The 24134-nt window shown below is 65.6% G+C and carries 24 protein-coding genes; 15 read left to right on the top strand and 9 right to left on the bottom strand.

Annotated features, from left to right (window positions below; genetic code table 11):
* Positions 1-4 precede the first annotated feature (4 nt).
* The 3 genes from J4G43_RS50165 to J4G43_RS50155 are packed head-to-tail and all read left to right on the top strand — an operon-like array spanning position 5 to position 2559.
* Complete coding sequence (locus J4G43_RS50165) at positions 5-1150, top strand: branched-chain amino acid ABC transporter permease (protein WP_208083484.1); 1146 nt, start codon at positions 5-7, stop codon at positions 1148-1150.
* The gene (locus J4G43_RS50160) at positions 1137-1871 is read left to right on the top strand and encodes an ABC transporter ATP-binding protein (protein ID WP_208083483.1); all 735 of its coding nucleotides are present in this window, start codon (positions 1137-1139) and stop codon (positions 1869-1871) included. Before J4G43_RS50165 ends, J4G43_RS50160 begins: the two co-directional genes overlap by 14 nt.
* Positions 1864-2559 carry a branched-chain amino acid ABC transporter ATP-binding protein gene (locus J4G43_RS50155; RefSeq protein WP_208083482.1) on the top strand — a complete coding sequence of 232 codons (696 nt, stop codon included), beginning with the start codon at positions 1864-1866 and terminating at the stop codon, positions 2557-2559. The genes J4G43_RS50160 and J4G43_RS50155 overlap by 8 nt, the downstream gene beginning before the upstream one ends.
* Positions 2560-2668: 109 nt before the next feature.
* Here J4G43_RS50155 and J4G43_RS50150 read toward each other — a convergent pair whose 3' ends face one another.
* From J4G43_RS50150 to J4G43_RS50135, 4 genes are all read right to left on the bottom strand, one after another.
* Positions 2669-4228, bottom strand: coding sequence for a L,D-transpeptidase family protein (locus J4G43_RS50150; protein WP_225005620.1), 1560 nt, complete (start codon positions 4226-4228; stop codon positions 2669-2671).
* 454 nt (positions 4229-4682) lie between these two features.
* Positions 4683-5645, bottom strand: coding sequence for an acetyl-CoA carboxylase carboxyltransferase subunit alpha (locus tag J4G43_RS50145; protein ID WP_208083480.1), 963 nt, complete (start codon positions 5643-5645; stop codon positions 4683-4685).
* A 323-nt stretch (positions 5646-5968) separates the two neighbouring features.
* Positions 5969-6925 (bottom strand): site-specific tyrosine recombinase XerD, encoded by a 957-nt coding sequence (xerD, locus tag J4G43_RS50140; protein ID WP_135216428.1) that lies wholly within the window; start codon positions 6923-6925, stop codon positions 5969-5971.
* Between the two features lie 17 nt (positions 6926-6942).
* Positions 6943-7089 (bottom strand): hypothetical protein, encoded by a 147-nt coding sequence (locus tag J4G43_RS50135; RefSeq protein ID WP_035730492.1) that lies wholly within the window; start codon positions 7087-7089, stop codon positions 6943-6945.
* Positions 7090-7247: 158 nt separating this feature from the next.
* Here J4G43_RS50135 and J4G43_RS50130 point away from each other — a divergent pair, with 158 nt between their 5' ends.
* Genes J4G43_RS50130 through J4G43_RS50120 form a run of 3 tightly spaced genes read left to right on the top strand, consistent with a single transcriptional unit; the run spans position 7248 to position 10353 of the window.
* A complete protein-coding gene (locus J4G43_RS50130) occupies positions 7248-7874 on the top strand; it encodes a shikimate kinase (RefSeq protein WP_208083479.1) in 627 nt (208 codons plus the stop codon).
* Complete coding sequence (gene aroB / locus J4G43_RS50125; RefSeq protein WP_208083478.1) at positions 7871-9019, top strand: 3-dehydroquinate synthase; 1149 nt, start codon at positions 7871-7873, stop codon at positions 9017-9019. The genes J4G43_RS50130 and aroB overlap by 4 nt, the downstream gene beginning before the upstream one ends.
* Positions 9020-9048: 29 nt before the next feature.
* Complete coding sequence (locus tag J4G43_RS50120) at positions 9049-10353, top strand: HlyC/CorC family transporter (RefSeq protein WP_063980627.1); 1305 nt, start codon at positions 9049-9051, stop codon at positions 10351-10353.
* 135 nt (positions 10354-10488) lie between these two features.
* Here J4G43_RS50120 and J4G43_RS50115 read toward each other — a convergent pair whose 3' ends face one another.
* Positions 10489-10764: a BolA family protein gene (locus tag J4G43_RS50115; RefSeq protein ID WP_408581453.1), complete on the bottom strand. Its 276-nt coding sequence runs from the start codon at positions 10762-10764 to the stop codon at positions 10489-10491.
* 157 nt (positions 10765-10921) lie between these two features.
* Here J4G43_RS50115 and J4G43_RS50110 point away from each other — a divergent pair, with 157 nt between their 5' ends.
* Positions 10922-11554: a J domain-containing protein gene (locus tag J4G43_RS50110; RefSeq protein ID WP_014490400.1), complete on the top strand. Its 633-nt coding sequence runs from the start codon at positions 10922-10924 to the stop codon at positions 11552-11554.
* On the opposite strand, the gene J4G43_RS50105 is transcribed toward J4G43_RS50110, so the two are convergent.
* Positions 11551-12597, bottom strand: coding sequence for a sensor histidine kinase (locus J4G43_RS50105; RefSeq protein ID WP_208083477.1), 1047 nt, complete (start codon positions 12595-12597; stop codon positions 11551-11553). The genes J4G43_RS50110 and J4G43_RS50105 overlap by 4 nt on opposite strands.
* A 184-nt stretch (positions 12598-12781) precedes the next feature.
* Positions 12782-13885, bottom strand: a complete 1104-nt coding sequence (locus J4G43_RS50100; RefSeq protein ID WP_208083476.1) for a citrate synthase/methylcitrate synthase — start codon at positions 13883-13885, stop codon at positions 12782-12784.
* 79 nt (positions 13886-13964) lie between these two features.
* On the opposite strand from J4G43_RS50100, the gene J4G43_RS50095 reads away from it, so the two are divergent.
* A complete protein-coding gene (locus tag J4G43_RS50095; RefSeq protein ID WP_063980630.1) occupies positions 13965-15176 on the top strand; it encodes a citrate synthase family protein in 1212 nt (403 codons plus the stop codon).
* A 186-nt stretch (positions 15177-15362) separates the two neighbouring features.
* On the opposite strand, the gene J4G43_RS50090 is transcribed toward J4G43_RS50095, so the two are convergent.
* The gene (locus tag J4G43_RS50090; protein WP_208083475.1) at positions 15363-16022 is read right to left on the bottom strand and encodes a DedA family protein; all 660 of its coding nucleotides are present in this window, start codon (positions 16020-16022) and stop codon (positions 15363-15365) included.
* Between the two features lie 297 nt (positions 16023-16319).
* Between J4G43_RS50090 and cobS the strand changes: the two genes are divergently transcribed.
* The 7 genes from cobS (at position 16320) to J4G43_RS50055 (ending at position 23474) form a co-directional block, all read left to right on the top strand.
* Complete coding sequence (cobS, locus tag J4G43_RS50085) at positions 16320-17318, top strand: cobaltochelatase subunit CobS (protein WP_063980631.1); 999 nt, start codon at positions 16320-16322, stop codon at positions 17316-17318.
* A gap of 3 nt (positions 17319-17321) precedes the next feature.
* Positions 17322-17732 (top strand): GNAT family N-acetyltransferase, encoded by a 411-nt coding sequence (locus J4G43_RS50080; RefSeq protein ID WP_028149462.1) that lies wholly within the window; start codon positions 17322-17324, stop codon positions 17730-17732.
* The gene (gene cobT, locus J4G43_RS50075; RefSeq protein WP_014490393.1) at positions 17729-19636 is read left to right on the top strand and encodes a cobaltochelatase subunit CobT; all 1908 of its coding nucleotides are present in this window, start codon (positions 17729-17731) and stop codon (positions 19634-19636) included. The genes J4G43_RS50080 and cobT overlap by 4 nt, the downstream gene beginning before the upstream one ends.
* Positions 19633-20703, top strand: coding sequence for an esterase-like activity of phytase family protein (locus tag J4G43_RS50070; protein ID WP_208083474.1), 1071 nt, complete (start codon positions 19633-19635; stop codon positions 20701-20703). The genes cobT and J4G43_RS50070 overlap by 4 nt, the downstream gene beginning before the upstream one ends.
* Positions 20704-20734: 31 nt before the next feature.
* Positions 20735-21436 (top strand): hypothetical protein, encoded by a 702-nt coding sequence (locus J4G43_RS50065; protein WP_208083473.1) that lies wholly within the window; start codon positions 20735-20737, stop codon positions 21434-21436.
* Between the two features lie 195 nt (positions 21437-21631).
* On the top strand, positions 21632-22744 hold the full coding sequence (locus J4G43_RS50060) for an NADH:flavin oxidoreductase/NADH oxidase (protein WP_208083472.1): 1113 nt from the start codon (positions 21632-21634) through the stop codon (positions 22742-22744).
* Positions 22745-23066: 322 nt separating this feature from the next.
* A complete protein-coding gene (locus J4G43_RS50055) occupies positions 23067-23474 on the top strand; it encodes a hypothetical protein (protein ID WP_063980635.1) in 408 nt (135 codons plus the stop codon).
* Between the two features lie 245 nt (positions 23475-23719).
* Here the strand turns inward: J4G43_RS50055 and J4G43_RS50050 are convergent, their stop codons facing one another.
* Positions 23720-23965 carry a PilZ domain-containing protein gene (locus tag J4G43_RS50050; RefSeq protein WP_028149457.1) on the bottom strand — a complete coding sequence of 82 codons (246 nt, stop codon included), beginning with the start codon at positions 23963-23965 and terminating at the stop codon, positions 23720-23722.
* Positions 23966-24134 lie beyond the last annotated feature (169 nt).

Genomic DNA, 24134 nt, shown 5'->3' with positions numbered 1-24134 from the left:
CGGAATGCCGAAGTCGATGACTGTGGTAAGAGAAGCCATCGCCGGCGACGAAGCGGACGATGCGATGGCTGAACGCGTGGCAGCGGGACAGGCCAAGGAACTGGTCAAGGCAGGACGAAAGGTCCTGCCGATCGTGGAGGGCGTCGTGCTCGTCGCGGCGCTGCTCGCGCCGCTGGTGCTGCAGGACTACCTCACGGTGTTCGCGACCCGCGTGATCATCCTCGCGCTGTTCGCGTTGTCGTTCGATCTGGTCTGGGGCTATGCCGGCATCATGAGCTTCGGCCAGGCCCTGTTCTTCGGCTCGGCCGGCTATGGCGTCGCGCTGCTCGCGCGCGATCTCGACATCACCAACATCTTTCTGGTGCTCCCTGCCGGCACGATCATCGGCCTTACCTTCGCGCTGCTGCTCGGCGGCTTCCTGCTGCTCGGACGGCATCCCTCCAGCGTCATCTTCGTGTCGCTGGGCACGCTGACCGGCTCCTACGCCGCCGATCGCCTCGCGCGCGGCTGGTACTATCTCGGCGGCCAGAACGGCATCCCCTCGATCGCGCCGATGTCGCTCGGCGGCTACGAATTTACTGAGGGCCCGGCGTTCTACTATCTCGTGCTCGGTATCCTCGTCGTGGTCTACCTGCTCTGCCGCTTCCTGGTACGCTCGCAATTCGGCCTGGCGCTTGCGGGCCTGCGCGAGAACGAGCAGCGCATCGCCTTCTTCGGCTACAAGGTACAGCACCTGAAGGCGATCATCTTCGCGATCGGCGGCGCCATCGCAGGTCTTGCCGGCAGCCTTTATGCCTTCCATGAAGGTTTCGTCTGGCCCAACATGGTCGGTGTCGTGGTCTCGACGCAGGTCGTGCTCTATGTGCTGTTCGGCGGCTCCGGCACGTTGATCGGCGCCGTCATCGGCACCGTGATCGTCGAGGGCGTCAGCTTCTGGCTCTCTGACAATTACCGCGAGATCTGGCCGATCATCCTCGGTCTGCTGCTGCTGCTCGTGATCCTGTTCCGGCCGCTTGGCCTGATCAGTTTTGTGCTCGGCGAGCGCGAACGGGTCGGCAGCTTTGGTGCCAAGCCCAAGGAGACCGAGAAGCGGACTGAGAAGCAGACTGAGAAGCAGACTGAGAAGGAGAAGCGCAATGCCGCTCCTTGAAGCTGCCGGCATCAAGAAGATCTTTGGCAAGCTCACCGCGCTCGACGGTGCCGCGCTCACCGTCGGCGAGAACGAGTTTCACGGCCTGATCGGACCGAACGGCTCCGGCAAGAGCACGCTGATGAAGTGCATTGCGGGGGCCGAAGTGCCGACCCAAGGCAAAGTGAGTTTCATCAACGCCGACATCACCGCGTTCACGCCGACCGAACGGGCCCGGGCCGGCATGAGCCTGAAATTCCAGATCACCAGCGTGCTGCCGACGCTGACGCTCTATGACAACATCCTGCTCGCGCTGCAGGCGCAGTCCTCGCTGTTCGATCTCGTATTCTCACGCACGCGGGGTGCGCTGCACGACCAGGTCATGACCATGCTGACGCAGTTCCGCCTCGCCGATCGCGCCTTCGACGCGGCGGCGGCGCTGTCGCACGGCCAGCAGCAATGGCTGGAGATCGCGATGGCGCTCGCGGGCAAGCCGAAGCTGCTGCTGCTGGACGAGCCGACCGGCGGCATGAGCCTGGAGGAGCGCCGCGTCACCGGTGAACTGCTTCAGCCGATCAAGAAACATTGCTCGCTCGTCATCGTCGAGCACGACCTCGATTTCATCCGCGACATCTGCGATCGGTTGACCGTGCTCGACCAGGGCAAGGTGCTGGCATCAGGCGCCGTGTCGGAGATCCAGGCCAATAAATCCGTTCAGGAGATCTATCTGCGCCGTGCCTGAATTTTTGGACATCAAGCATCTCGACGCGGGCTATGGCCGCAGCCAGGTCCTGTTCGACGTCACCCTCGGCATTCCCTGGCGCGGCGGCGTCGCCGTGCTCGGCCGCAACGGTGCCGGCAAGACCACGCTGATGAGGACCATCGTCGGCGAGCTGCCGGCATGGAAGGGCGAGGTCGCGTTCGATGGACGCGACATCAGCCGCCGCGCGACCCAGGAGCGCGTGCGCGCCGGCATCGGCTACGTCCCGCAGGAGCATTCGGTGTTCGCGCGCCTGTCGGTGCGCGACAATCTGGCGGTCGGCTCGCTCGCCAGCAAGAAGGCCGACGCGGTGGACCATGTGCTGACCATCTTTCCGAAACTCGGCCAGCGCCTCGACCAGCCCGCCGGCACCCTCTCCGGCGGTGAGCGCAAGATGCTCGCCATCGGCCGCGCGATGCTGGGCGATCCAAAGCTGTTGTTGCTGGACGAGCCGACCGAAGGCGTCTGGATCGGCGTGATCGAGGAGATCACCGAGCGCCTGATCGAGCTCGCGAAGAGCATCGCCGTCATCATCGTCGAGCAGCACCTCGACCTCGCGCTGCGCGTCGCGGACTATGCCTACGTGCTCGACCGCGGCAGGGTCGCTCTGCAAGGGCAGGCGAATGATGTGCGCGGCAATCCGGAGCTGATGCGGTATTTGGCGCCGTAGGTCGCGCTGCCCGTCTTTGAGTGAGGCGCAGCGCTCTTCACCATACCTCATCAAAGGGAATGACGGCGTCAGGCTGAGATGGATCGGAGAGATTAAGCGAGCGCCGGCCTTACTTCACCGCCCCAAAGCGGCTGTCGAACGAGTTCGACGACACCACCGGCGCGGCGCCCATGATCTGCGTCGCTTCACTCGCGCCATCCGACACCGACGGCTTCAGCGCCGGCCGCGTCGCGGCGAGGCGCGTGTCCGGCTTCACCGGTTCGGCCGGCTTGGCGGCGGCGACGGCCGGCTTCGGCGCGTCCTTGGACGTGTCGCGGCCAGGCACGAACCGGGTCACTGCGGCCTTCAGCCTCGACGTCGCGGTGGGTGGTGTTGCTGGCGCAGCGGTCGGGGCCACGGACGCGGTCGCTTGCGGGGGAGGCGTGGTCGCCGTGGTGTCGGCGGCGCCGAGGCCCATCTTGCGGCCGAGGTTGGAGAAGAAGCCGCCTGACGATTTCTCTTGGGATTTCTCGCTGGCCGGCGCGGCTGCGGCGACGCGGGTGGTGGCGGCGGGGGCGCTGACGGCGACGACCGGCTCCTGGTTCGCGGGAGCGGCGGCGACCGCATCGAGATTGGGCTTGGGCGGATTGACGTGTCCGGGGATCGTGCCCGGCGCCTTCGCCATCGCCAGCATCTCCAGGGTCGAGCCTTCGGCATTCTCCGAGAGTCCAGTCGATCCCTCGGGAATCTTCGAGGCAAAAATCTTGTTCATGCCGCCGTCGATGCCGGTGTTCATGCGCGCGATCGGCGTGCCCTTGGCGACGAGCTTGTTGTACTCGACCTGGTCGCGCGCATCCTTGTCGCGCACCGCGCTGGCGATGTTCTCGGGGATCACATAGGCCGGGCACTTCGCGGACGCGTCGAACACCGGATCGCGCTTCGCGTCAGGCGTCTTCGTTGCGTCGAACACGTATTTGCGCTCGCAGAAATCGACCTTCGGCTCCTGCCGCGTCACCTCGAAATGATCATAGCCTTCCTTGATCATCTTCCAGAACGGCATGTTCGGGTTGTTCCGGTGCTTGGCCATGTTCACCGGCGTCATCTTGAACGGATAGGCCTGCAGCTGGAACGCCTTCTGCCCGCCGAAGAACGACTCGCGGCCAAGCGAATAGATCTCCGCGATCTGCTCGTCGGTCATCGCGTAGCAGCCGCGCGACGAACAATCGCCGTGCACCATCAGCTGCGAGCCGGTGCGCCCCAGAGCCTTGTCGAACGCGTTCGGATAGCCCGTGTTGAACGAGAGATAGTAGGCCGACTGCGGATTCATCTGGCCCGGATTGATCGAGTAGAATCCCTCCGGCGCCTGGCGGTCGCCTTCGCGCACCTTCGGGCCGAGATCGCCCGACCAGCGGCAGATCGGATAAGTCTTGAGCAGCGCGAACTGGCCGTTGCGGGCCTGCTTCCAGACCTCGAGCTCGGCCTCCTGCTTGAACAGGCGCACCAGGATCGGCGATTGCAGGTCCATGTCCTTCTCGACCATCGCGGCGAGAAGCTTTGGCGGCACCGGCTGGTTGGCCTTGGCGTTGGTCGCGAGCGAAACCTGGTCGGTGTCGCAGCCGGCCAGCAGAACACTGGCCGTCAGCAGCGCAACCGAAGCCAAAAGCGCGCGAGCAAGCGAACGAGAAATCAAGATGGACCCCACACCGTGCCGGGCAGAGAGCGCGAACCCCAATCTCGAAGCATGATCCGACCGGAGATCCGGACCCGTCGTGACGGGCGTTTTCGAACCACGCTCCAGCGCTTGTGCCCTGAAGCCATTGATTAAAATTCTAACCTCTGGGTCATGTGGTCGCAACCCGAGCTGGGATCACGAGCCCGTTGGCCCAGTGGCATGGTCAACGAAGACTAAATGGACGCGACTTTGGGCCGTACTTGGGCCTTCCGGCCCAATCCGCACAGAGATCGCTGATTTGGGCAAAAAAAGGGTTAACGGGGAGTTACCGGGGCGGTCGGGGGCCGCCCGAAAGGTCTCGTAAGGTGGGCAAAGGCGCAAAGCGCCGTGCCCACCATCTCGCTCCCCATACTGTTTTGGAATGGTGGGCACGCTTCGCTTTGCCCACCCTACGACACCGAAAACGGCCGAATCAGCCCAGTTTCCGGCCGATATCGAGGAATTTCTGCCGCCGCTGCTTGCGGATGGCGTCGCCGTCCAGGCCGCGGAGCTCGTCAAAGGCCTTGGCGATGGCATCGCCCGTGGTGGCGATCATGGCGGTGGGGTCGCGGTGGGCGCCGCCGACCGGCTCCTTCAAGATGCTGTCGATCACCCCGAAGCGCAGCATGTCCTGCGCGGTGATCTTCATGTTGTTGGCAGCTTCCTGCGCCTTGGAGCCGTCGCGCCACAGGATCGAGGAGGCGGCCTCGGGCGAGATCACGCTGTAGATCGCGTGCTCCAGCATCAGGACCCTGTTGGCGGTGGTGATGGCGATGGCGCCGCCCGACATGCCCTCGCCGGTGATGATGGCGACGTTGGGCACGGTCAGCGCCATGCAGGCATCGGTCGAGCGCGCGATCGCCTCGGCTTGGCCGCGCTCCTCGGCGCCGATGCCGGGATAGGCGCCGGCGGAATCGGCGAGCGACAGCACGGGCAGGCCGAACCGCTCGGCCATCTCCATCAGCCGCACGCATTTGCGATAGCCCTCGGGCCGCGCCATGCCGAAATTGTGCCGGATGCGGCTCTCGGTGGAATCGCCCTTTTCCTGGCCCATCACGCAGATGGCCTCACCGCGGAAGCGGCCGAAGCCGGCAACCAGCGCCTCGTCCTCGCCGAACTTGCGGTCGCCCGCGAGCAGCGTGAATTCGGTGATCAGGCCCTTGATGAAGTCGTTGAAATGCGGCCGCTGCGGATGCCGCGCGACCAGCGTCTTCTGCCACGGCGTCAGGTTCAGATAGAGGTCGGCCAGCGCCTGCGCCGCCTTGTCCTCGATCTTCCCGATTTCCTCGGAGATATCGGTGCCCGAGGCCGCAAGCGTCCGCAGCTCGTCAACCTTGGAGTCGAGCTCGGCGACCGGCTTTTCGAAGTCGAGATAGCTGCGCATGTGATCTGGCATCAACTCAATATAGCGAGGACGGGGCGAGGCGTCGAAGCAGGTTTGGATCGGCGGAAAGAAATGTAGCTTCTTCAATGAGTTGGCTTGTGCGCTCTAAAGCAGCCCGCCAAATCATGCGTGAGGCCACGGCTCTTTCTGCGGAGATGTGGCCGAAGTCAAGGCGGTTTCGTTCCCCCCGCTGTCGTCCCCGCGAACGCGGGGACCCATAACCACAGGGAGAAGTTTGGCTAAGACTGGCAGTGAGGCGATCTTCCTGCGGTACTAACACTGCCCGTCAGAGATAGATCACGCGGTATGGGTCCCTGCTTTCGCAGGGACGACAGTCATTTCTCAGCCAGCGGGTGCAGGTCGCGCACCAGGCTCTTCAGGCGCTCCTCGACCACATGGGTGTAGATCTGGGTCGTGGAGATGTCGGTGTGGCCGAGCAGGGTCTGCACGATGCGCAAATCCGCGCCGTTGTGCAGGAGGTGGCTGGCAAAGGCGTGGCGCAGCACGTGCGGGGAGACCAGCCGGGCCTGCAGCCCCGAGGCGACAGCAAGCTCTTTCAGGTCGCGGGCGAAATGCTGCCGCGTCAGATGCCCGCTCTCGCCGAACGATGGGAATAGCCATTTCGAGGCGGCCACGCTGTTCTTCTTGTCGGCTTTTGCTGCTTCCGTCGCCGCGAGATAATCGGCCATCGCCTGCCGTGAGGCCTCGTTGAGCGGCACCAGGCGTTCCTTGTTGCCCTTGCCGCGCACCACGATCATGCGGGCGTCGCGTTTGGCCGCGGAGCGCGGCAGCGCCACCAGCTCGGAGACGCGCAGGCCGGTGGCGTAGAGCACCTCGAGCAGGCAATAGAGCCGCAACGCGCGCAGCCGTTTCGAGGGCGAAGCGTCCTCCGCCTCGCTCAATTCCTTGGCGCGGCCGAGCATGCGGTCGACATCCGCGATCGACAGCACTTTCGGCAGGCCGCGGCCGCGCTTGGGGCCGGACAGGATCGCCGCGGGATCCTCGGTGCGGATGCGCTCGTTCAGGAGAAAGCGGTAGAGATGCCGCATCGCCGACAGCCGCCGCGCGACGCTGGTGGATTTGAAGCCGCGGCTGTCGAGATCGCCGAGGTAATCGCGCAGGATCTGCGTCTCGGCGTCGGCAAAGCTGCGCCCGACGCGGCCCAAAAATTCCGAGAAATCGGTGAGGTCGCGGCGGTAGGCGTCGAGCGTATTGGGGCCGGCGCCCTGTTCCGCCGCGAGCATGTCGAGGAACAGGCCGGTGAGCTTGCTGTCTGAGGGCTGTACGCGCATGCCCTGGAGGCTAGCTCCTATTTCTTGAGAAACTTATCCGGCGGGATCGTCACCGTCATTTCCCGCGACTTCGGGCTCACGAAGTTCGCCAGCGCGAAGACCACGCCATAGACGATGCCGGCGAGCACGGCGACGACCGTCAGGAAGCGGAACAGGCTGGGCATTGGGCAAGGTCTCGGGAAGGTCTCAGGCGTCCAAATTAACCAATGAAATCATCCAACATGTTCGCCGTTTCGTGGCAAGAGTCCTCTGGCGAGGGCCCCGAGGGGGTCGTATAGGTGGCCAAAGCATGCCGCCTCCGGCGGCAGATCGAGCGAGACCCATGCCCGACGCCGCGTTGCCGATACAAGCTGCCCCTGAGGCCGACATCCTGTCGGCGCTCGGGACGCGCTCGATCGTGCTCGTCGGCATGATGGGGGTGGGCAAATCCACCATCGGCCGCCGCATGGCGGCCCGGCTCAAGCTGCCCTTCATTGACGCCGACACCGAGATCGAGGTCGCTCATGCCGGCATGACCATACCGGAGATTTTCGAGCGCCATGGCGAGCCGTATTTCCGGGATGGCGAGGCGCGGGTGATCGCGCGCCTGCTCGACGGCGAGCCGATCGTGCTGGCGACCGGCGGCGGCGCCTTCATGCGCGAGGAGACGCGCAACCGCATCGCGGCCAAGGCGGTCTCGATCTGGCTCAAGGCCGACCCTGACGTCATCATGCGCCGGGTGCGCCGCCGCGCCGACCGCCCGCTGCTCCAGACCGCCGATCCCGAAGGAACCGTGACGCGCCTCCTCACCGAGCGCGAGCCGATCTATCGCCATGCCGACCTCACCATCGCCTCGCGCGACGTGCCGCACGACAAGATCGTCGAGGAATGCATCGAGACGCTGCGCGCCCATCTCCGCGGCGAACAGGCCGCCCAATCACCTGCCGACGTTGCGAGTGCCGTACGATGACTGCGCCGTTGAAACATTCAGATCCTGTCAACGTCGACGTCGCACTCGGCGATCGCGCCTATGACATCGTCATCGGCCGCGGCGTGCTGGCCTCGCTCGGCGAGCGGGTCGCGCGCTTGCGACCCGGCGTGCGTACGGCAATCGTCACCGATCGCACCGTCGCGAAATACTGGCTCGAGCCGACCGAAGCGTCGCTCGCTTCTGCCGGCATTCCGACCTCGCACATCGTGGTCGAGGAAGGCGAGATCTCCAAAACCTATGCCGGCCTCGAAAAGGTCAGCGAGGCCCTGATCGCCGCGAAGGTCGAGCGCAACGATCTCGTCATCGCGCTCGGCGGCGGCGTGGTCGGCGATCTCGCCGGCTTTGCGGCCGCGATCCTGCGCCGCGGCGTCGATTTCGTGCAGGTGCCGACCTCGCTGCTGGCGCAGGTCGATTCCTCCGTCGGCGGCAAGACCGGCATCAACTCGCCGCAGGGCAAGAATCTGCTCGGGGCCTTCCACCAGCCCGTGCTCGTCATTGCCGACACCGCCGTGCTCGACACGCTGTCGCCGCGGCAGTTCCGCGCCGGCTATGCCGAGGTCGCCAAATACGGCGTGCTCGGCGACGAAGCCTTCTTCACCTGGCTGGAGAAGAACCATTCCGATATCTTCAAAGGCGGCTCGGCGCGCGAGCACGCGATCGCGACCTCCTGCCGCGCCAAGGCCGGCGTCGTCTCGCGCGATGAGCGCGAGACCGGCGAGCGCGCGCTGCTCAATCTCGGCCACACCTTTGGTCACGCGCTCGAAGCCGCGACCGGTTTCTCCGATCGTCTCTTCCATGGCGAGGGTGTTTCGATCGGCATGACGCTGGCGGCGCAGTTCTCGGCGAAGCTTGGCATGATCGGCGAGGCCGATGCCGCGCGCGTCGAGCGTCACCTCATCGAGGCCGGCCTGCCGACGCGCCTGCAGGACATCGCCGGTTTCGCGCAGGAAGGGCTTGCCGACGCCGACGTGCTGATGGCGCTGATGGCGCAGGACAAGAAGGTCAAGCGCGGCAAGCTCACCTTCATCCTGCTGGAGGCGGTCGGGCGCGCCGTGATCGCGAAGGACGTCGAGCCGGCGCCGGTGCGCGATTTCCTCAAAGAGAAGCTCGCGCAGAAGGCTTGATGCGCGGCTAACCGGTTTTTGAGTGGTGCATGGACTGGCTCGGATTCACCATCGTCATTCTCTGCCTGCTCGTCTCGGGCTTCTTCGCCGCGAGCGAGACCGCGCTGACCGGCGCCTCGCGCGCCAGCATGCTGCGGCTCTCCAAGCAGGGTAACCACGACGCCGATGTCGTCTCGCAGCTGCTCGACATGCGCGAGCGCCTGATCGGCGCGCTGCTGCTCGGCAACAACATCGCCAATATCAGCGCGTCCGCGCTCGCCACCAGCATCTTCACGGCCTGGTTCGGCGATGTCGGCGTGCTCTATGCCACCGGCGTGATGACGGCGCTGGTCGTGATCTTCGCGGAGGTGCTGCCGAAGACCATCGCGATCAACGCGCCCGACCGCATGGCCCTTGCGGTCGCCCGCCCGATGCGGCTGACGATGTATGTGCTGGGACCGTTGCTGCGGATCGTCGAGGTCATCGTCCGTCTGCTGATGCGCTTGTTTGGTCTGGCCGGCGAGCACCAGGCGATCCTGTCGCCGACCGAGCGCCTGCGCGGCGCGGTCGACCTGCTGCACCACGAGGGCAAGGTCGAGAAGCAGGACCGCGACATGCTCGGCGGCCTGCTCGATCTGCGCGAGCTGCAGGTCTCCGACGTCATGATCCACCGCACCGAGATGATGATGATCAACGCCGACCTGCCGCCGGAGGAACTGGTGCGCGAGGTGCTGGCGACCGAGTACACCCGCATTCCGCTGTGGCGCGAGAAGCCGGAAAACATCATCGGCGTGCTTCACGCCAAGGATTTGTTGCGCGCGATCCGTGCATCCGACGGTGACACCTCGCGCATCGACGTCTCCACCATCGCATTGCCACCCTGGTTCGTGCCGGAAATGCGCCCGGTCTCCGAGCAGCTCAAGGCGTTCCGGCGGCGAAAAACCCATTTCGCGCTCGTCGTCGACGAGTACGGCGAGGTTGAAGGTCTCGTGACGCTGGAAGACATTTTGGAAGAGATCGTCGGCGACATTTCCGACGAGCACGACGTCGTGGTCGCCGGCGTGCGCGCCCAGCCGGACGGCTCCGTCGTGGTCGACGGCTCGGTGCCGATCCGCGATCTCAACCGCGCCATGGACTGGCACCTGCCCGATGAGGAGGCAACGACAGTCGCCGGTCTCGTCATTCACGAGGCGCGCTCGATCCCCGACCGCGGCCAGAGTTTCACGTTCCACGGCTTCCGTTTCCGTGTCCTCCGCCGCGAACGCAACCGCATCACCGCGCTCCGTATTTCACCGGTGCCGCGTGACGCGGAGATGGAAGAGGCCAAGCCCAGGCGGGCGGGAACGTCGTTTTGACGCACGGTGTCATCGTCCGCCTTGTGCGCAGTTGCGCACGGGGGCGGACGATCCAGTACGCCGCAGCCTATCGATTGAATCTCGCCAGCAGTGCTTACTGGATGCCCCGCCTTCGCGGGGCATGACAGCGGAGTCTTACGTTCCGCCTTCCCCCGGTGCCTGAGCGTGGATCGCGAGCGCGTGCACGCTGCCGGCAAGTTCCGCGGCCAGCGCCGAATTTATCATGCGGTGGCGATCGACCCGGCTCTTCCCTTTGAAGGCCTGAGACACAATATAAACGCGAAAATGTGTTTCGCCGCTCGGCCGATGGCCGGCGTGGCCCTCATGCAAATGTGACTCGTCGACGACCTGCAGGCTTTCCGGCGTGAAAGCTTCCTCCAACTTGTTGCTGATAGTGTCTTTCATAACCATGAGTGCCATTAAAGCGCGCAGCCGCACTCCGTCAATTGCATAGGCCGCCGCGGCGGCCGTACCTCGAAGACGCCGGAGTGAAACTTCGGCTGCGGGTTCCCAGCTAATTGCAATGTCAAGACTTGAAGGTTTTTGCATTGCGTAGTCAAAGTCAGTCATGCCGATCGATTCATCAAAGTTCTTCGACTCCATCCGGGTCAAGCCGAAAGGCAAGCAGCCGGAAGTGAAGCCGCGCGACGCCGTGGTCAACTGCGAATGGGCCGGGTGTCAGAACAAGGGTGCGCACCGTGCGCCGAAGGGCCGCGAGAACCAGCGCGAGTACTGGCACTTCTGCTTGAACCACGTGCGCGAGTACAACCAGAACTACAATTTCTTCTCCGGCATGAATGCCGATGCCGTCGCGCGCTACCAGAAGGATGCGCTGACCGGTCACCGCCCGACCTGGAAGATGGGCGCCAATGGCGGCAAGAAGGGTGCGGAAGCCGAGATCGACATGGCGTCCGATCCGTTCAGCATGTTCAGTGAGATCAACGGCCGCGCGGGCTGGCGGAAGGGGCCGCAGGCCGAGCCCAAGGCCGAGACGCGCAAGGTGATGAACGCCGAGCGCAAGGCGCTCCAGGTCATGGGCCTCGGCCCCGATTCCACGCTCGCCGACGTCAAGAGCAAGTACAAGGCGCTGGTCAAGCAGCACCACCCCGACGCCAACGGCGGCGACCGGTCGACCGAAGACCGCCTGATCGAGATCATCAAGGCCTACAATTATCTGAAGACGGTGGTCCGCGAGGCCTAGGCTACGCCTTCCGGGAAGGACAGTTCGCAAACCAGTCCTTCCGGCCTCCACTGCCGGGTAATGGTTCCGCGCAAGGTCCGGATGATGCCGTCGACCGCGCCGATTCCAAAACCCTTGCGCGTCGGCGCCTCGTTGACCCGAGGACCGCCGCTCTCCGACCAGTGCAGCACGAGAGGCTCCGCGCCATTGGTCTCCCAGCTGATCTCCAACCTGCCCGAAGGCCTCGACAGCGCGCCATATTTGGCGGCGTTGGTGGCGAGTTCATGCAGCGCGACTGCGATCGACTGGGCCAGCGTAGGCGGCAGGCGGACGTCGTCTCCTGCGATCGTGATCCGCTCGCCGTCCCGGCTTGCGTACGGCCGGAGTTCCTCCTCGACGATGGTCTTCAGATTCGCGCCGGTCCAGCGCGAAGCCGAGAACAGCCTCTGCACGTTGGCAAGCGCGCTGAGCCGGCCTGCAAACACGGTCTGGAACTCTTCTGCGGTATCCGCCTTCGTCAGCCGCAGCATCGCCTGAGCCACTGCGAGCAGGTTGTTGGAACGGTGATCGACCTCGGAGGTGAGGAGCATCATCCTCTGCTCGGCCTGCTTGCGAGCCGTGATGTCGACCAGCATGTTCACCGCGCCAACCAACCGGCCGCGTTCGTCGCGCAGCGGCGTCGGATAAGGCATGAAGCAGATCCGGGAGCCGTCCGGCCGCTCGGCCACGGCCTCGACGTCGCGCACTGGCCGGTTCTGCTTGAGCGCGATTGCCATCGGGCATTCATCGTGGGGAAGCGCCGTGCCGTCGGGCAGATAGAGCTTCCAGGTCACGCACCACATCTCGCCGATCTTCGGCATGCGTCCGGCAAAATCGATGCAGGCGCGATTGAAGAAGGTGATGCAGCCTTCCGCATCGGTTGTGTAGATCGCGGCCGGCAGAGCCTGCAGCAAGTCGCGGAATCGTCTTTCAGAATCCGTGCCGGCCTCGGTCCGGTTGGCGGCATAGCCTGCGGCGATCTCGCCGATCCTGGCCTCGTCCGCTTGTCCAAACAGGTCCAGCATTGGAATCTTGATCCGAGGGGGCTCACGGTTAAGTCCCCAGACCCAAAGATGTTCCAAAGTCGTCGCCCGGACCGTGCGCGCGTTCCCGCAATTACGATCTCGCGCGACGGCTCTGCCGTGTCATCGTGCGTCCGGGCGAGGCACGACAGCGGAGTGAACGGCCGGGCTGTCGTGCCCTTCTGCTCTATTCGCCGGAAGCCTTCGGCATTTCCCCCACATATGACGAACTCGGCCGGATCAACCGCCCCGTCCGCTGTTGCTCGCGCGCATGGGCGGTCCATCCCGCTGCGCGCGCCACGGCGAAGATCGGCGTGAAGGCCTGGCGCGGAATGGCGAGAGCATCGAGCAGAATCGCCGTGAAGAACTCCACGTTCGTCTCCAGCGGCCGGTCCGGATTCTTCTTGCGCAGCGCGCTGCGGATATAGGCCTCGACCTCGCCGGCAAAGGGCAGGTCGGCACCGTCAGCCGAAAGCCGCTCGATCGCGGCCTTGAGCACGTCGGCGCGCGGATCGCGCACGCGATAGACGCGATGGCCAAAGCCCATCAGCCGCTCGCCGCGGGCGAGGGCCGCATCGACCCATGGCTTGATGCGTTCGCCGGAGCCGATCGCATCGAGCATTTCGAGCACCGGCTCCGGCGCGCCGCCGTGCAAGGGGCCGGTCAGCGCGCAGTATCCGGCGGTGACGGCGGCAAACAGATCGGCCTGGGTGGATGCCACCACGCGGTTGGTGAAGGTCGACGCGTTCATGCCGTGGTCGCAGACCGTGACGAGATAGGCGTCCAGCGCCGCGACCTCGCGCGGCTCCGGTGAGGCGCCGCGCAGCATCCGCAGCGTATCGGCGGCATGGCTCGCATTCGGATCGGGCGCGACCGGCTCGAGCCCCTTGGCGCGCCGGACCAGCGCGCCTGCGATCACCGGAAACGCGCCGACGATCGTCGCCTCATGTTCCAGCCCGTTCTCCGCGCGCAGGCCCGCGACCGCCGCGCGGAACCCGTCGACGATGCCCATGCCGCGTGTCGCCGGCAACAGCTCCGGCAACCGCGCGAACGCACGTTCGCGCGCCGCGCCCAGGCTCGCCCGCACATTGGCTTCGCTCAGCGTGGTCTTGCTCGCGCCATTCCAGAGCCGGGCGGTGACGCCCTCGAAGCTCGACTGGCTTGCGAGGGTGCCGACATGCTCGCCGGCGATGATCAACTCGCCGCGCTCGCCGTCGACATGGCTCAGCACGGTCTCGGCCGCGGGAACGCCGTCCAGCCCGATCTGGCTTTTAGTGAGGTGGGTGTTCATGACCCAATCTCCTTTGCACTGCACCAGGAGAAAATCAGGCCTCTCGACAGATTGATCAATCTTGATTACATAAATCAATATGAATAATTCCGAGGAACTCTATCTGTCGGCCCGGGAAGCTGCCGCCGAGCTCGCGATCTCGCCGGCCACGCTCTACGCCTATGTCAGCCGTGGCCTGATCCGCTCCGAGCCGACGCCGGATTCGCGCAAGAACCGCTATCGGGCGGAGGACGTCCGCGCGCTCAAGGAGCGCCGCGTGCCGTCGCCGGAGCCGCGCGGCCTGCGCAGCTTCGATGCCGACCTGCCTGTCATGGACACGGAGATCTCGACCATCACCGAGGAGGGCGCGATCTACCGCGGCGTCAATTGCGTCGATCTCGCCGAGAACGACACGCTGGAGCACACGGCGACGCTGCTGTGGGACGTCTCCGACGTCGATCCCTTCACGCCGGACAATCAGCCCCAGATCTCCGACGAGATGCGCGCGATCGCTGAGGCCGCGCGCCGCGCCGCGCCGATCGACCGTGCCATCGCAGTGCTGGCGCTCGCGACCAGCGCGGACGCCCGTGCCTTCACCCGCGCGCCCGATGGCCGCGCGATGGTCGGCGGGCGCATTGTCCGCCTCCTGGTCGCGACCATGCTCAACGCCGAGCCGTCATCCGAGCCGCTGCACCAGCAGATCGCGAAGGCCTGGGCGCCCGACAACAAGCACGCGCCCGACCTCATCCGCCGCGCGCTGGTGCTGCTCGCCGATCACGAACTGAACGCCTCGACCTTCACCGCGCGCTGCGCGGCATCGACCGGCCTCAACCTCTATGACTCCGTCATCGCCGGCCTCGCCGCGTTGAAAGGGCCGAAGCATGGCGGCGCCGGCGTGCTGGCCTCGCAGCTCGTCAAGGCGCTGGTCGATCGCGATGTCGCCCCGATGGTCCGTGAGCGCGTCGCTCTGGGTGAGCGCTTTGCCGGCTTCGGCCACGGCGTCTACAAGCGCGGCGATCCCCGCGCGCAGTCGCTGCTGAACGCGCTGGCGCGTGCCGGCGCGCCGCGCAAATTCACGCGCGAAGTGCCGGAGCGGATCGTCGAGGCGACCGGCGAGCTCGTCAACATCGACTACGCGCTCGCCGTCCTCGTGCACGCGCTGCGCCTGCCCCTAGGCAGCGAGCTCGCGCTGTTCGCCATGGCCCGCAGCGTCGGCTGGATCGCGCACGCCAGCGAGCAATTGCAGTTCGGCAAGCTGATCCGCCCGCGGGCGCGCTATGTCGGACCGGCGCCGGGACGAAGGGCTAGTTAGAATCTCTCTGCGAGCGCGTCGTCCTCCGCTGTCGTCCCTGCGAACGCAGGGACCCATAACCCCAGGGAGCGGTTTGGCGACGACTGGTCGTTCGGTACTCCCGCCGGTCGCAATCGATAGATCACGCGGTATGGGTCCCTGCGCCCCGTGCGCAATTGCGCACTAGGCAGGGACGACACCGGCGCACTAAGCCCGCGGCTTGGACGTCGCGGCGAGGCCGTTCTGCCGGCGGCGGTAGTACCAGATGCCAAGGCCGCCGATGATCGCCACGGTCACCACCATCAAGATCCAGATGTGCTTGAACGGATGCCCATGGTGCGGCACGCCGAAATATTGGTGAAAGGCCGATACCGCCAGCACGCCCGGCAGCACATGCGCGGGAGCCCAGACCAGGATCGCCGGGATATTCACGGCATAAAACTTCGCGGGGGTCATCCCCAGCGCGCCGGCGGTGACGGGCACGAAGGCGCGGATCGGCGGCACGAAACGGGCGAAGAACACGGCCCAGGTACCGAAGCGGTGGAAGAAGCTTTCGCTCTCGGCAACCACCCGCGGATAGTTGGTCAGCGGCCAGGTGTTGAGGATTTCGCGCTGCCGCCGGTGCCCGATCCAGTAGGCCGAGCCGTCGCCCAGCACGGCGCCGATTGCCGCCGCCAGCAGCACCCATTGCAGCTTCAATTCCCCGCCTGGAACCGGCGCGCTCAGCGCCAGAATGATGGTCGAGCCGGGGATCACCGATCCCACCACCGGAACGGCTTCGAGCAGCGCCGCCAGGAACAGGGTCAGATAGGCCAGCCATACATGGGCTGAAACGAAGGATATGAGGGGATCGAGAAAGGACGTCACGTCGTCTTTCGTGGGGGGCTGGAGCAACGGGGTTCGGACCCTACATAAGTAGGTGCACGCGGTAAAAGTGCCATTCGCGTGGGCAGGCCACGCCTCCCGCCCGAAATTCGAGCGCGATTCGCAAGGCAGCCCTCCAAAAATCGCGTTCCTTGCCTATCTAAATGAAAAGACAATGGAACTTTGATTGGGGCGCGGGCTTCTGCCGGCACGTTGTCTCTGATAAGTTCGCAACCGCACCCAGCCGCAGCCAACGTGCAAATAACTGGTCTCGGGATCGCCCGGGGCCTCGGAGGATTGATGACGACCGCCGCTCTGTCCAAAGTTGAGGAAATTTCCGGTCTGCCCGACATGAAGGTGTCGGTGCGCCAGGTGTTCGGGATCGACAGCGATCTTGAAGTCCCGGCCTATTCCGAAGTCGATCCTCATGTGCCCGAAGTCGATTCTGATTACCGCTTCGACCGTGCCACCACGCTTGCCATTCTCGCCGGTTTCGCCCGCAACCGCCGCGTGATGGTGACCGGCTATCACGGCACCGGCAAATCCACCCATATCGAGCAGGTCGCTGCCCGCCTAAACTGGCCCTGCGTGCGCGTCAACCTCGACAGCCACATCAGCCGTATCGACCTCGTCGGCAAGGACTCCATCGTGGTCCGCGACGGCAAGCAGGTCACCGAATTCCGCGACGGCATTTTGCCCTGGGCGCTCCAGCACAACATCGCGCTGGTGTTCGACGAATACGACGCCGGCCGTCCCGACGTGATGTTCGTGATCCAGCGCGTGCTGGAAGTCTCCGGACGCCTGACGCTGCTCGACCAGAACAAGGTGATCAAGCCGCATCCGGCGTTCCGCATGTTTTCGACCGCCAACACGGTCGGCCTCGGCGACACCTCGGGCCTCTATCACGGCACCCAGCAGATCAACCAGGGCCAGATGGACCGCTGGTCGATCGTCACCACGCTGAACTATCTCGCCCATGATGAGGAAGTGGAGATCGTGCTGGCCAAGGCCAAGCACTATCGCACCCAGGAGGGCCGCGACATCGTCAACAAGATGGTTCGCCTCGCCGATCTCACCCGCAACGCCTTCGCCAATGGCGATCTGTCGACGGTGATGAGCCCGCGCACGGTGATCACCTGGGCGGAGAACGCCGATATCTTCGGCGATATCGGCTTCGCGTTCCGGGTCACCTTCCTCAACAAGTGCGACGAGCTCGAGCGTCCCCTGGTCGCCGAGTTCTACCAGCGCTGCTTCAACGCGGAGCTGCCGGAATCGGCGGTCAACGTGGCGCTCAGCTAGACCATGCCAAACATCACCGTCGAGCGCACCATTGGGACCACCAAGAAGGCTGTGCTCGCCGGGCTCGGCGCCTATAACGACGAGCAGTTCGGGAAGCAGAAGGTCAGGAGCATCGCGGTCTCGCTGAAAGACCGCGGCAAGATCGTCGGCGGCATCGTCGGACACCTGTGGGCCACGGTTCTGTTCATCCAGTACTTCTGGATCGACCAGAAGCAGCGCGGCAAGGGTCTTGGCACGAAGCTGATCGCGGCGATCGAGGACGAGGCAAGACGGCAGGGCGCGATCCAGGCCCATGTCGACACGATGAGTTTCCAGGCGCCGGGCTTCTATCGTTCCTGCGGGTACGAGGAGTTCGGCACCCTCAAGGGCTATCCCGGCGGCGTGACGCGCCACTCGTTTACGAAGTCGCTATGAGCACATCATCATCCAACTCCAAATTCCGTAACACCAAGGAAGCCCCGACCGAGCCGTTCAAGCGCTCGGTGGCCTCCTGCCTGAAGGCGATCGCGAAGTCGCCGGAGCTCGAGGTCAGTTTTGCTGCCGAGCGCCCTGGTCTGGCGCCGGGCAAAGCGCGGCTGCCCGAGCCCGCGCGCAAGATGACCAAGCGTGACGCTGCGATCGTGCGCGGCCACGCCGACTCCATCGCGCTCAAGATCGCCTGTCACGATGCAAAGCTGCATCGCAAGCTGATGCCCGGCAATCCGCAGGCGCGCGGCGTGTTCGAGGCGGTCGAGCAGGCCCGCGTCGAGGCGATCGGCGCGCGCCGCATGGCGGGCGTTGCGAAAAACCTCAGCGCGATGCTCGACGATCATTTCCATCGCGGCAAGTTCGACGAAATCACCGACCGTGCCGATGCGCCGCTGGCGGATGCGCTGGCGATGCTGGTGCGCGAGCGCCTGACCGGCATGGCGCCGCCCACGGCGGCGAAGAAGATGGTCGATCTCTGGCGGCCCATTCTCGAGGACAAGATCGGCAAGCGGCTCGACCGGCTCGATGGCCTGGTCGAGGACCAGACCAGGTTCGGCGACGCCGTGCATGACCTGCTGACCGCGCTCGAACTCGGCGACGAGCGCAGCGCCGACAGCGAAGACAACGATGACGACGAGGAAAACCGCGACGGCGACAACGACCAGTCCGGCGCCGAAGGCTCGCCCGATTCCGACGCCGCGCAGGAGATGAGCGCCGACCAGGCGCAGGCCTCCAGCGAAGAGATGAGCGAGAGCGCGATGGAAAGCGCGCAGGCCTCGACCTCCGACACGTTCGACGACGGCGAGCTCGGCGACGACGAGACGCCGGGCGAGGCGACGCGTCCGAACGCGCACGGCAAGAACGAGCCGCGCGGGCCGGAATATCATGCCTTCGCGCCGAAATTCGACGAGGTCATCGCGGCCGAAGACCTCTGCGACCATGACGAGCTGGAGCGCCTGCGCGCCTATCTCGACAAGCAGCTCGCGCATCTGCAGGGCATCGTCGCCCGCCTCGCCAACCGCCTTCAGAGGCGCTTGATGGCGCAGCAGAACCGCGCCTGGGACTTCGATCTCGAAGAGGGCATTCTGGATCCCGCACGGCTGTCCCGCGTGGTGACCGATCCCTATCACCCGCTGTCCTTCATGCACGAGAAGGAGGCGACGTTCCGCGACACCGTGGTGACGCTGCTGCTCGACAATTCCGGCTCGATGCGCGGCCGCCCGATCACGGTCGCCGCGACCTGCGCCGACATCCTGGCGCGCACGCTGGAGCGTTGCGGCGTCAAGGTCGAGATCCTCGGCTTCACCACGCGCGCCTGGAAGGGCGGGCAATCGCGCGAGGCGTGGCTTGCCGCCGGCAAGCCGGCCAATCCCGGCCGCCTCAACGATCTCCGTCACATCATCTACAAGTCCGCCGACGCCCCCTGGCGCCGCGCGCGGAAGAATCTCGGCCTGATGATGCGCGAGGGTCTGCTGAAGGAGAACATCGACGGCGAGGCGCTGGATTGGGCGCACAAGCGCCTGCTCGGCCGGCCCGAGCAGCGCAAGATCCTGATGATGATCTCCGACGGTGCGCCGGTCGACGATTCCACGCTGTCGGTCAATCCCGGCAACTATCTCGAGCGGCACCTGCGCCACATCATCGAGGAGATCGAGACCCGCTCGCCGGTCGAGCTGATCGCGATCGGCATCGGCCATGACGTGACGCGCTACTATCGCCGCGCGGTGACGATCGTGGATGCCGAAGAGCTCGGCGGTGCCATCACCGAGAAGCTCGCCGAGCTGTTCAGCGAGACCAACACCGCGCCCACGCATCAGGCCGGTCGCCCGCGACGCAAATTGCATTCGTGAGCGCGCAATCGTCCCGCCGCAGCTTTCTTGGCCACGCGGCGGCGGGATTTTCCACTCTCGCACTCTCCCGACTGGCGCAGGCGCAGCCGACGACCGAGCCGCCGCCGCGCACCGCGCAGATCGAGCACGCCGTCACCGAGCCGGTCAGCGTCGAGGTGAACGCGCGGCCGATTCCCAATTTCGAGCCGCGCGACCGCTCGCGCGTGCGCTTCGGTCAGCTGCAATATCGCAGCGGCCTGGTGCTGACCTCGCCCTATCGCGGCTTCGGCGGCCTGTCCGCCATCCGGCTCGATGCGAAGGGCGAGCGCTTCCTCGCGATCTCCGACCAGGGCGGCTGGTTCACCGGCAGCATCCGCTATTCCGGCGGCAAGATGATCGGGCTCGACGACGTCGAGGCGTCCCCGATGCTCAATTCCGAGGGCCGGCCGATCACGGAGAAGCGGTTCTGGTACGACACCGAGTCGCTCGCGCGCGACGGCAATGTCGTTTATGTCGGGCTTGAGCGCGTCAACCAGATCCTGCGCTTCGATTTCGCCAAAGGCGGCACGCGCGCCCGCGGCGAGGTGTTGCCGACGCCGCCCGCCGTGCGCAAGCTGCCCTCCAACAAGGGGCTCGAAGCGATGGTCGTCGTGCCGAAAGGCCAGCCGCTGGCAGGCACCCTGATCGCCTTCTCCGAGCGCGGGCTGGATGCCGACGGCAATCTGGTCGCGTTCCTGATCGGCGGTCCGTCGCCCGGCCAGTTCAGCGTCCGCCGCACCGAAAAATTCGACATCAGCGATGCCGTGCTGCTGCCGTCCGGCGAGCTTCTCATCCTCGAACGCAAATTCTCCTGGTTCACCGGCATCAACATCCGCATTCGGTCGATCCCCCTGAAATCCATCGCGCCCAACGCGCTGGTCGACGGCCCTGCGCTGTTCGCCGCCGATCTCGGCCACGAGGTCGACAACATGGAAGGCATCGACGCCCACGTCACGCCCGAGGGCGAGACTGTGCTGACGCTGGTGTCGGATGACAATTTCTCGATGCTCCAGCGCACCCTGCTGCTGCAGTTCACGCTGGTGGAGTGAACGTCCGCTCGCCCTTCTCCGACAAACCGTCATGCCCTGCCGCGCCATCCTCGCCCTCGCCCTCATTTTCACGCTCGCCGCGCTGTCGCCGGCCTTCGCCACGGCCGAGCATCGGTATGGAAAGAACGAATACGCCATCATCCAGGGCGGCCGTGCGCCGAACGGGAAGCTGTCCGTCGCAGCCCATGGCGGCGGCGAGTCCGGGAGCGAAGGCTTTCGTATCTACCTGATGGCTGAGCCCGGCCATCGTCAGCTGATGACGCTCGACAATGTCAACGACGACAACATTCTGGACTCGGCGCCGGATGCCTTCCACGCCGCCTGGTCGCAGGACTCGCGCACCGTCGCGGTCTCGTTCCGCAGCGAGCGCCATATCGTCACGCTGAATCTCTACGCCATCGACGGCGGCCGCGCGCGGCTGGTCGCCGGGCCGGATCTGTTCCGCGACGTGACCGGCCACAGCGTCGACATCAAGACCGACGGCGACATGCGCACATCCGTGCCCGCGCTGACATGGCAGGCGCCGCGCCGTTTTCACCTCACCGAGTACCGCGTGTTCGTGCTCGACGACACCGCGCTCGCCGACAAGCTCGGGCCGCTCGGCAAGGTCAGCAAGCGCGACGGCGGCGGCAACACGATCCAGTTCTCGGCCGAAGCCGATGGCGAGCTGTTGCCCGACGGCCGCATCCGCATGGGCAAGCCCGTGCCGGGCAGGTTCGAGGAGCTGGAGTAGGGGCGCGAAGCGCGTGCCCCAGGATGACAGCGGAGTTTTCGGCGACAACCGGGGCATCTCCGCCTTGTGATCATATGACGCGCGCAATGCATGGCGCCGCGGGCGGGCATGTCCGCCGCGCAGCTGGCAATTCGCCGTAGGGCTACTAAACTTCATGCAATCGCTTCCATTCCTCCATCCCCCGGAACTCCCCGCATGAGCGCCCTGTTTTCCCCGATCAAGCTGCGCGGCCTGACGCTGAAGAACCGCGTCGTGGTGTCGCCGATGTGCCAGTATTCGGCCGACGACGGCGTCGCCACCGACTGGCACTTCACCCACATCAACAACCTCGCGCTGTCGGGCGCGTCGATGTTCTGCATCGAGGCGACCCATGTGGAGGCGATCGGCCGCATCACGCCGGGCTGTCTCGGGCTCTACAGCGACGCCTGCGAGGCCGCGCTGAAGCAGATCCTTTCCTCCGTGCGCAAGCATTCCTCGACGGCCATCGCGATGCAGCTCGCCCATGCCGGCCGCAAGGCCTCCAGCGCGCGGCCCTGGGACGGCGGCCAGCTCATTCCGCAGAGCGCGGGCGGCTGGCAGACGGTGGCGCCGTCGGCGCTGCCGCACAAGGAAGGCGAGGCCGCGCCGCTGGCGCTCGATGCCGCGGGCCTGAAGCGCATCCGCGAGGCCTTCGTCGACAGCGCCAAGCGCGCTGCCCGGCTCGGCATCGACGCGATCGAGCTGCACGGCGCGCACGGCTATCTCATGCATCAGTTCCTGTCGCCAATCTCCAACAGGCGCACCGACGAATATGGCGGCTCGCTCGAAAACCGCATGCGTTTTCCGCTGGAGATCTACGACGCGGTGCGCAGCGTGTTCCCGCACGACAAGCCGGTCGGCATGCGGGTGTCGTCGACCGACTGGGTCGAGGGCGGCTGGGACCTGGCCCAGACCATCACGTTCGCAAACGCGCTGAAGGCGCGCGGCGTCGACTGGATCGATGCTTCCTCCGGCGGCGTCTCGCCGCTGCAGAAGATCCCGCTCGGCCCCGGCTATCAGGTGCAGTTTGCCGAGGCCATCAAGCGCGAGACCGGATTGCCCACCATCGCCGTCGGCCTGATCACCGAAGCCAGGCACGCCGAGGAGATCGTGGCATCCGGCAAGGCCGACATGGTCGCGCTCGGCCGCAGCTTGCTCTACGATCCCCGCTGGGGCTGGCACGCCGCGGCCGAACTCGGCGGCGAAGTCGAAGCCCCGCCGCAATACTGGCGCTCGCAGCCGTCGACGCAAAAGGCGCTGTTCGGCAAGACCACGTTCGGGGCAAGGTAGGGCGCGAGAGGGCGCTGCAATTACAACTGTCGTCCCTGCCTAGTGCGCAATTGCGCACGGGGCGCAGGGACCCATACCGCGTGATCTCACTATAATGCGCGGTATGAGTTGCCACTGCACAACTTAAAGTCCTCGCCAAATCTCTCCCTGTGGTGATCCCGGATCTGCGCTTCGCTTGTCCGGGACGACAGCGGTGGGGGCAGCGCGGGCCATCGTGCCCTCACTATCCCGCGCCCTCACGCATCCGTAACTCTCCTCACCTTCCACGCACCGCAAAACTGGCCTACCCTCTCGCGCACCCAACTCCTCAGGGAGGCCCGCCATGCGGTTTCGTGTTCGCAAGACTGCCCACGTTTTCGAGCGCGTGGGCCTCGCGATGGCAGGCGCGGCGTGCGGGCTGTTCGTCGGCGCCTATGTGGGATCGTCGATCGCCCCGCTGACCACGCAGGGCTTCCTGCTGCTGATGATGCTGCTCGGCTTCGTCGGCTTCTATCTCGGCATCGACACGCCGCAGCTGCCCTTCGACGACGCGCACAGCGCGATCGACGCCGCGGAATTCCTCAGCGCCGCCGGCACACTCTGCGCCACGCTGACCGCGCTCGCCTCCGTCGGCGTCATCGTGCTCCGCCTCGAGCCGCACCTGGCGTGGACCTGGCTCGCTTTGTTCGGCTGGATCGCCGGCGTCGCCATGCAGATCGTCGCCGGCACGAAAGCCAGGATGCGGGCGTAGCTACGACAGCTGTTGGAAAAGGTCGCGCCACAAGCACACCGCGTTCCCTCCCCCCTTGCGGGGGAGGGCTAGGGAGAGGGGTAGCCACACGGCACGCGCTATCGAATGAAGCGAGCCTCTGTTGCGTCACCTCGCACGCAGCCAAGACCTTTTGCTGGGCCACCCCTCTCCCCAACCCTCCCCCGCAAGGGGGGAGGGAGCAGAGCGGAATGCTCAGCGGCATTATTCAGCTGCGTTGAGCACCGCTAAAACACCACGCCGATCCGCGAGCCGCGCTTCCAGGCGATGCGGCAGCGCTTCTTGGTGTTGACGTGGAGCAGTTCGAACCTGTCGGGGATATTCACCTGCCCGCCGAGATCGACGCAGGCGCCGCCGGGCGAGTAGTCGATCAGCGTGCAGGGGATCACCGGCGCGCGCGGGTCGGTGATGATCTTGGCCTGGCGGGACACCAGCCCGGACGGTTTCACGCGGGCATGTCGGCGCGGATGCATTGGCACTCTCCTCCAATTCCGCGGACGGCGCGGGTGGTCTTGAGCGGCATGATGGAAAAGAGTTGATGCGATCCGACTAAGGGCGGCCTGAGAATTTTAATGAAAAGTAGCAGCGAACGCAGAAAGCGCCGGTAGCGGGGTGAGGCCACCTCCATCTCCGCTGTCGTCC

The sequence above is a fragment of the Bradyrhizobium barranii subsp. barranii genome, from assembly GCF_017565645.3.
In the GTDB taxonomy this organism is placed as follows: domain Bacteria; phylum Pseudomonadota; class Alphaproteobacteria; order Rhizobiales; family Xanthobacteraceae; genus Bradyrhizobium; species Bradyrhizobium barranii.
This window is presented reverse-complemented; position numbering and strand designations above follow the sequence as displayed.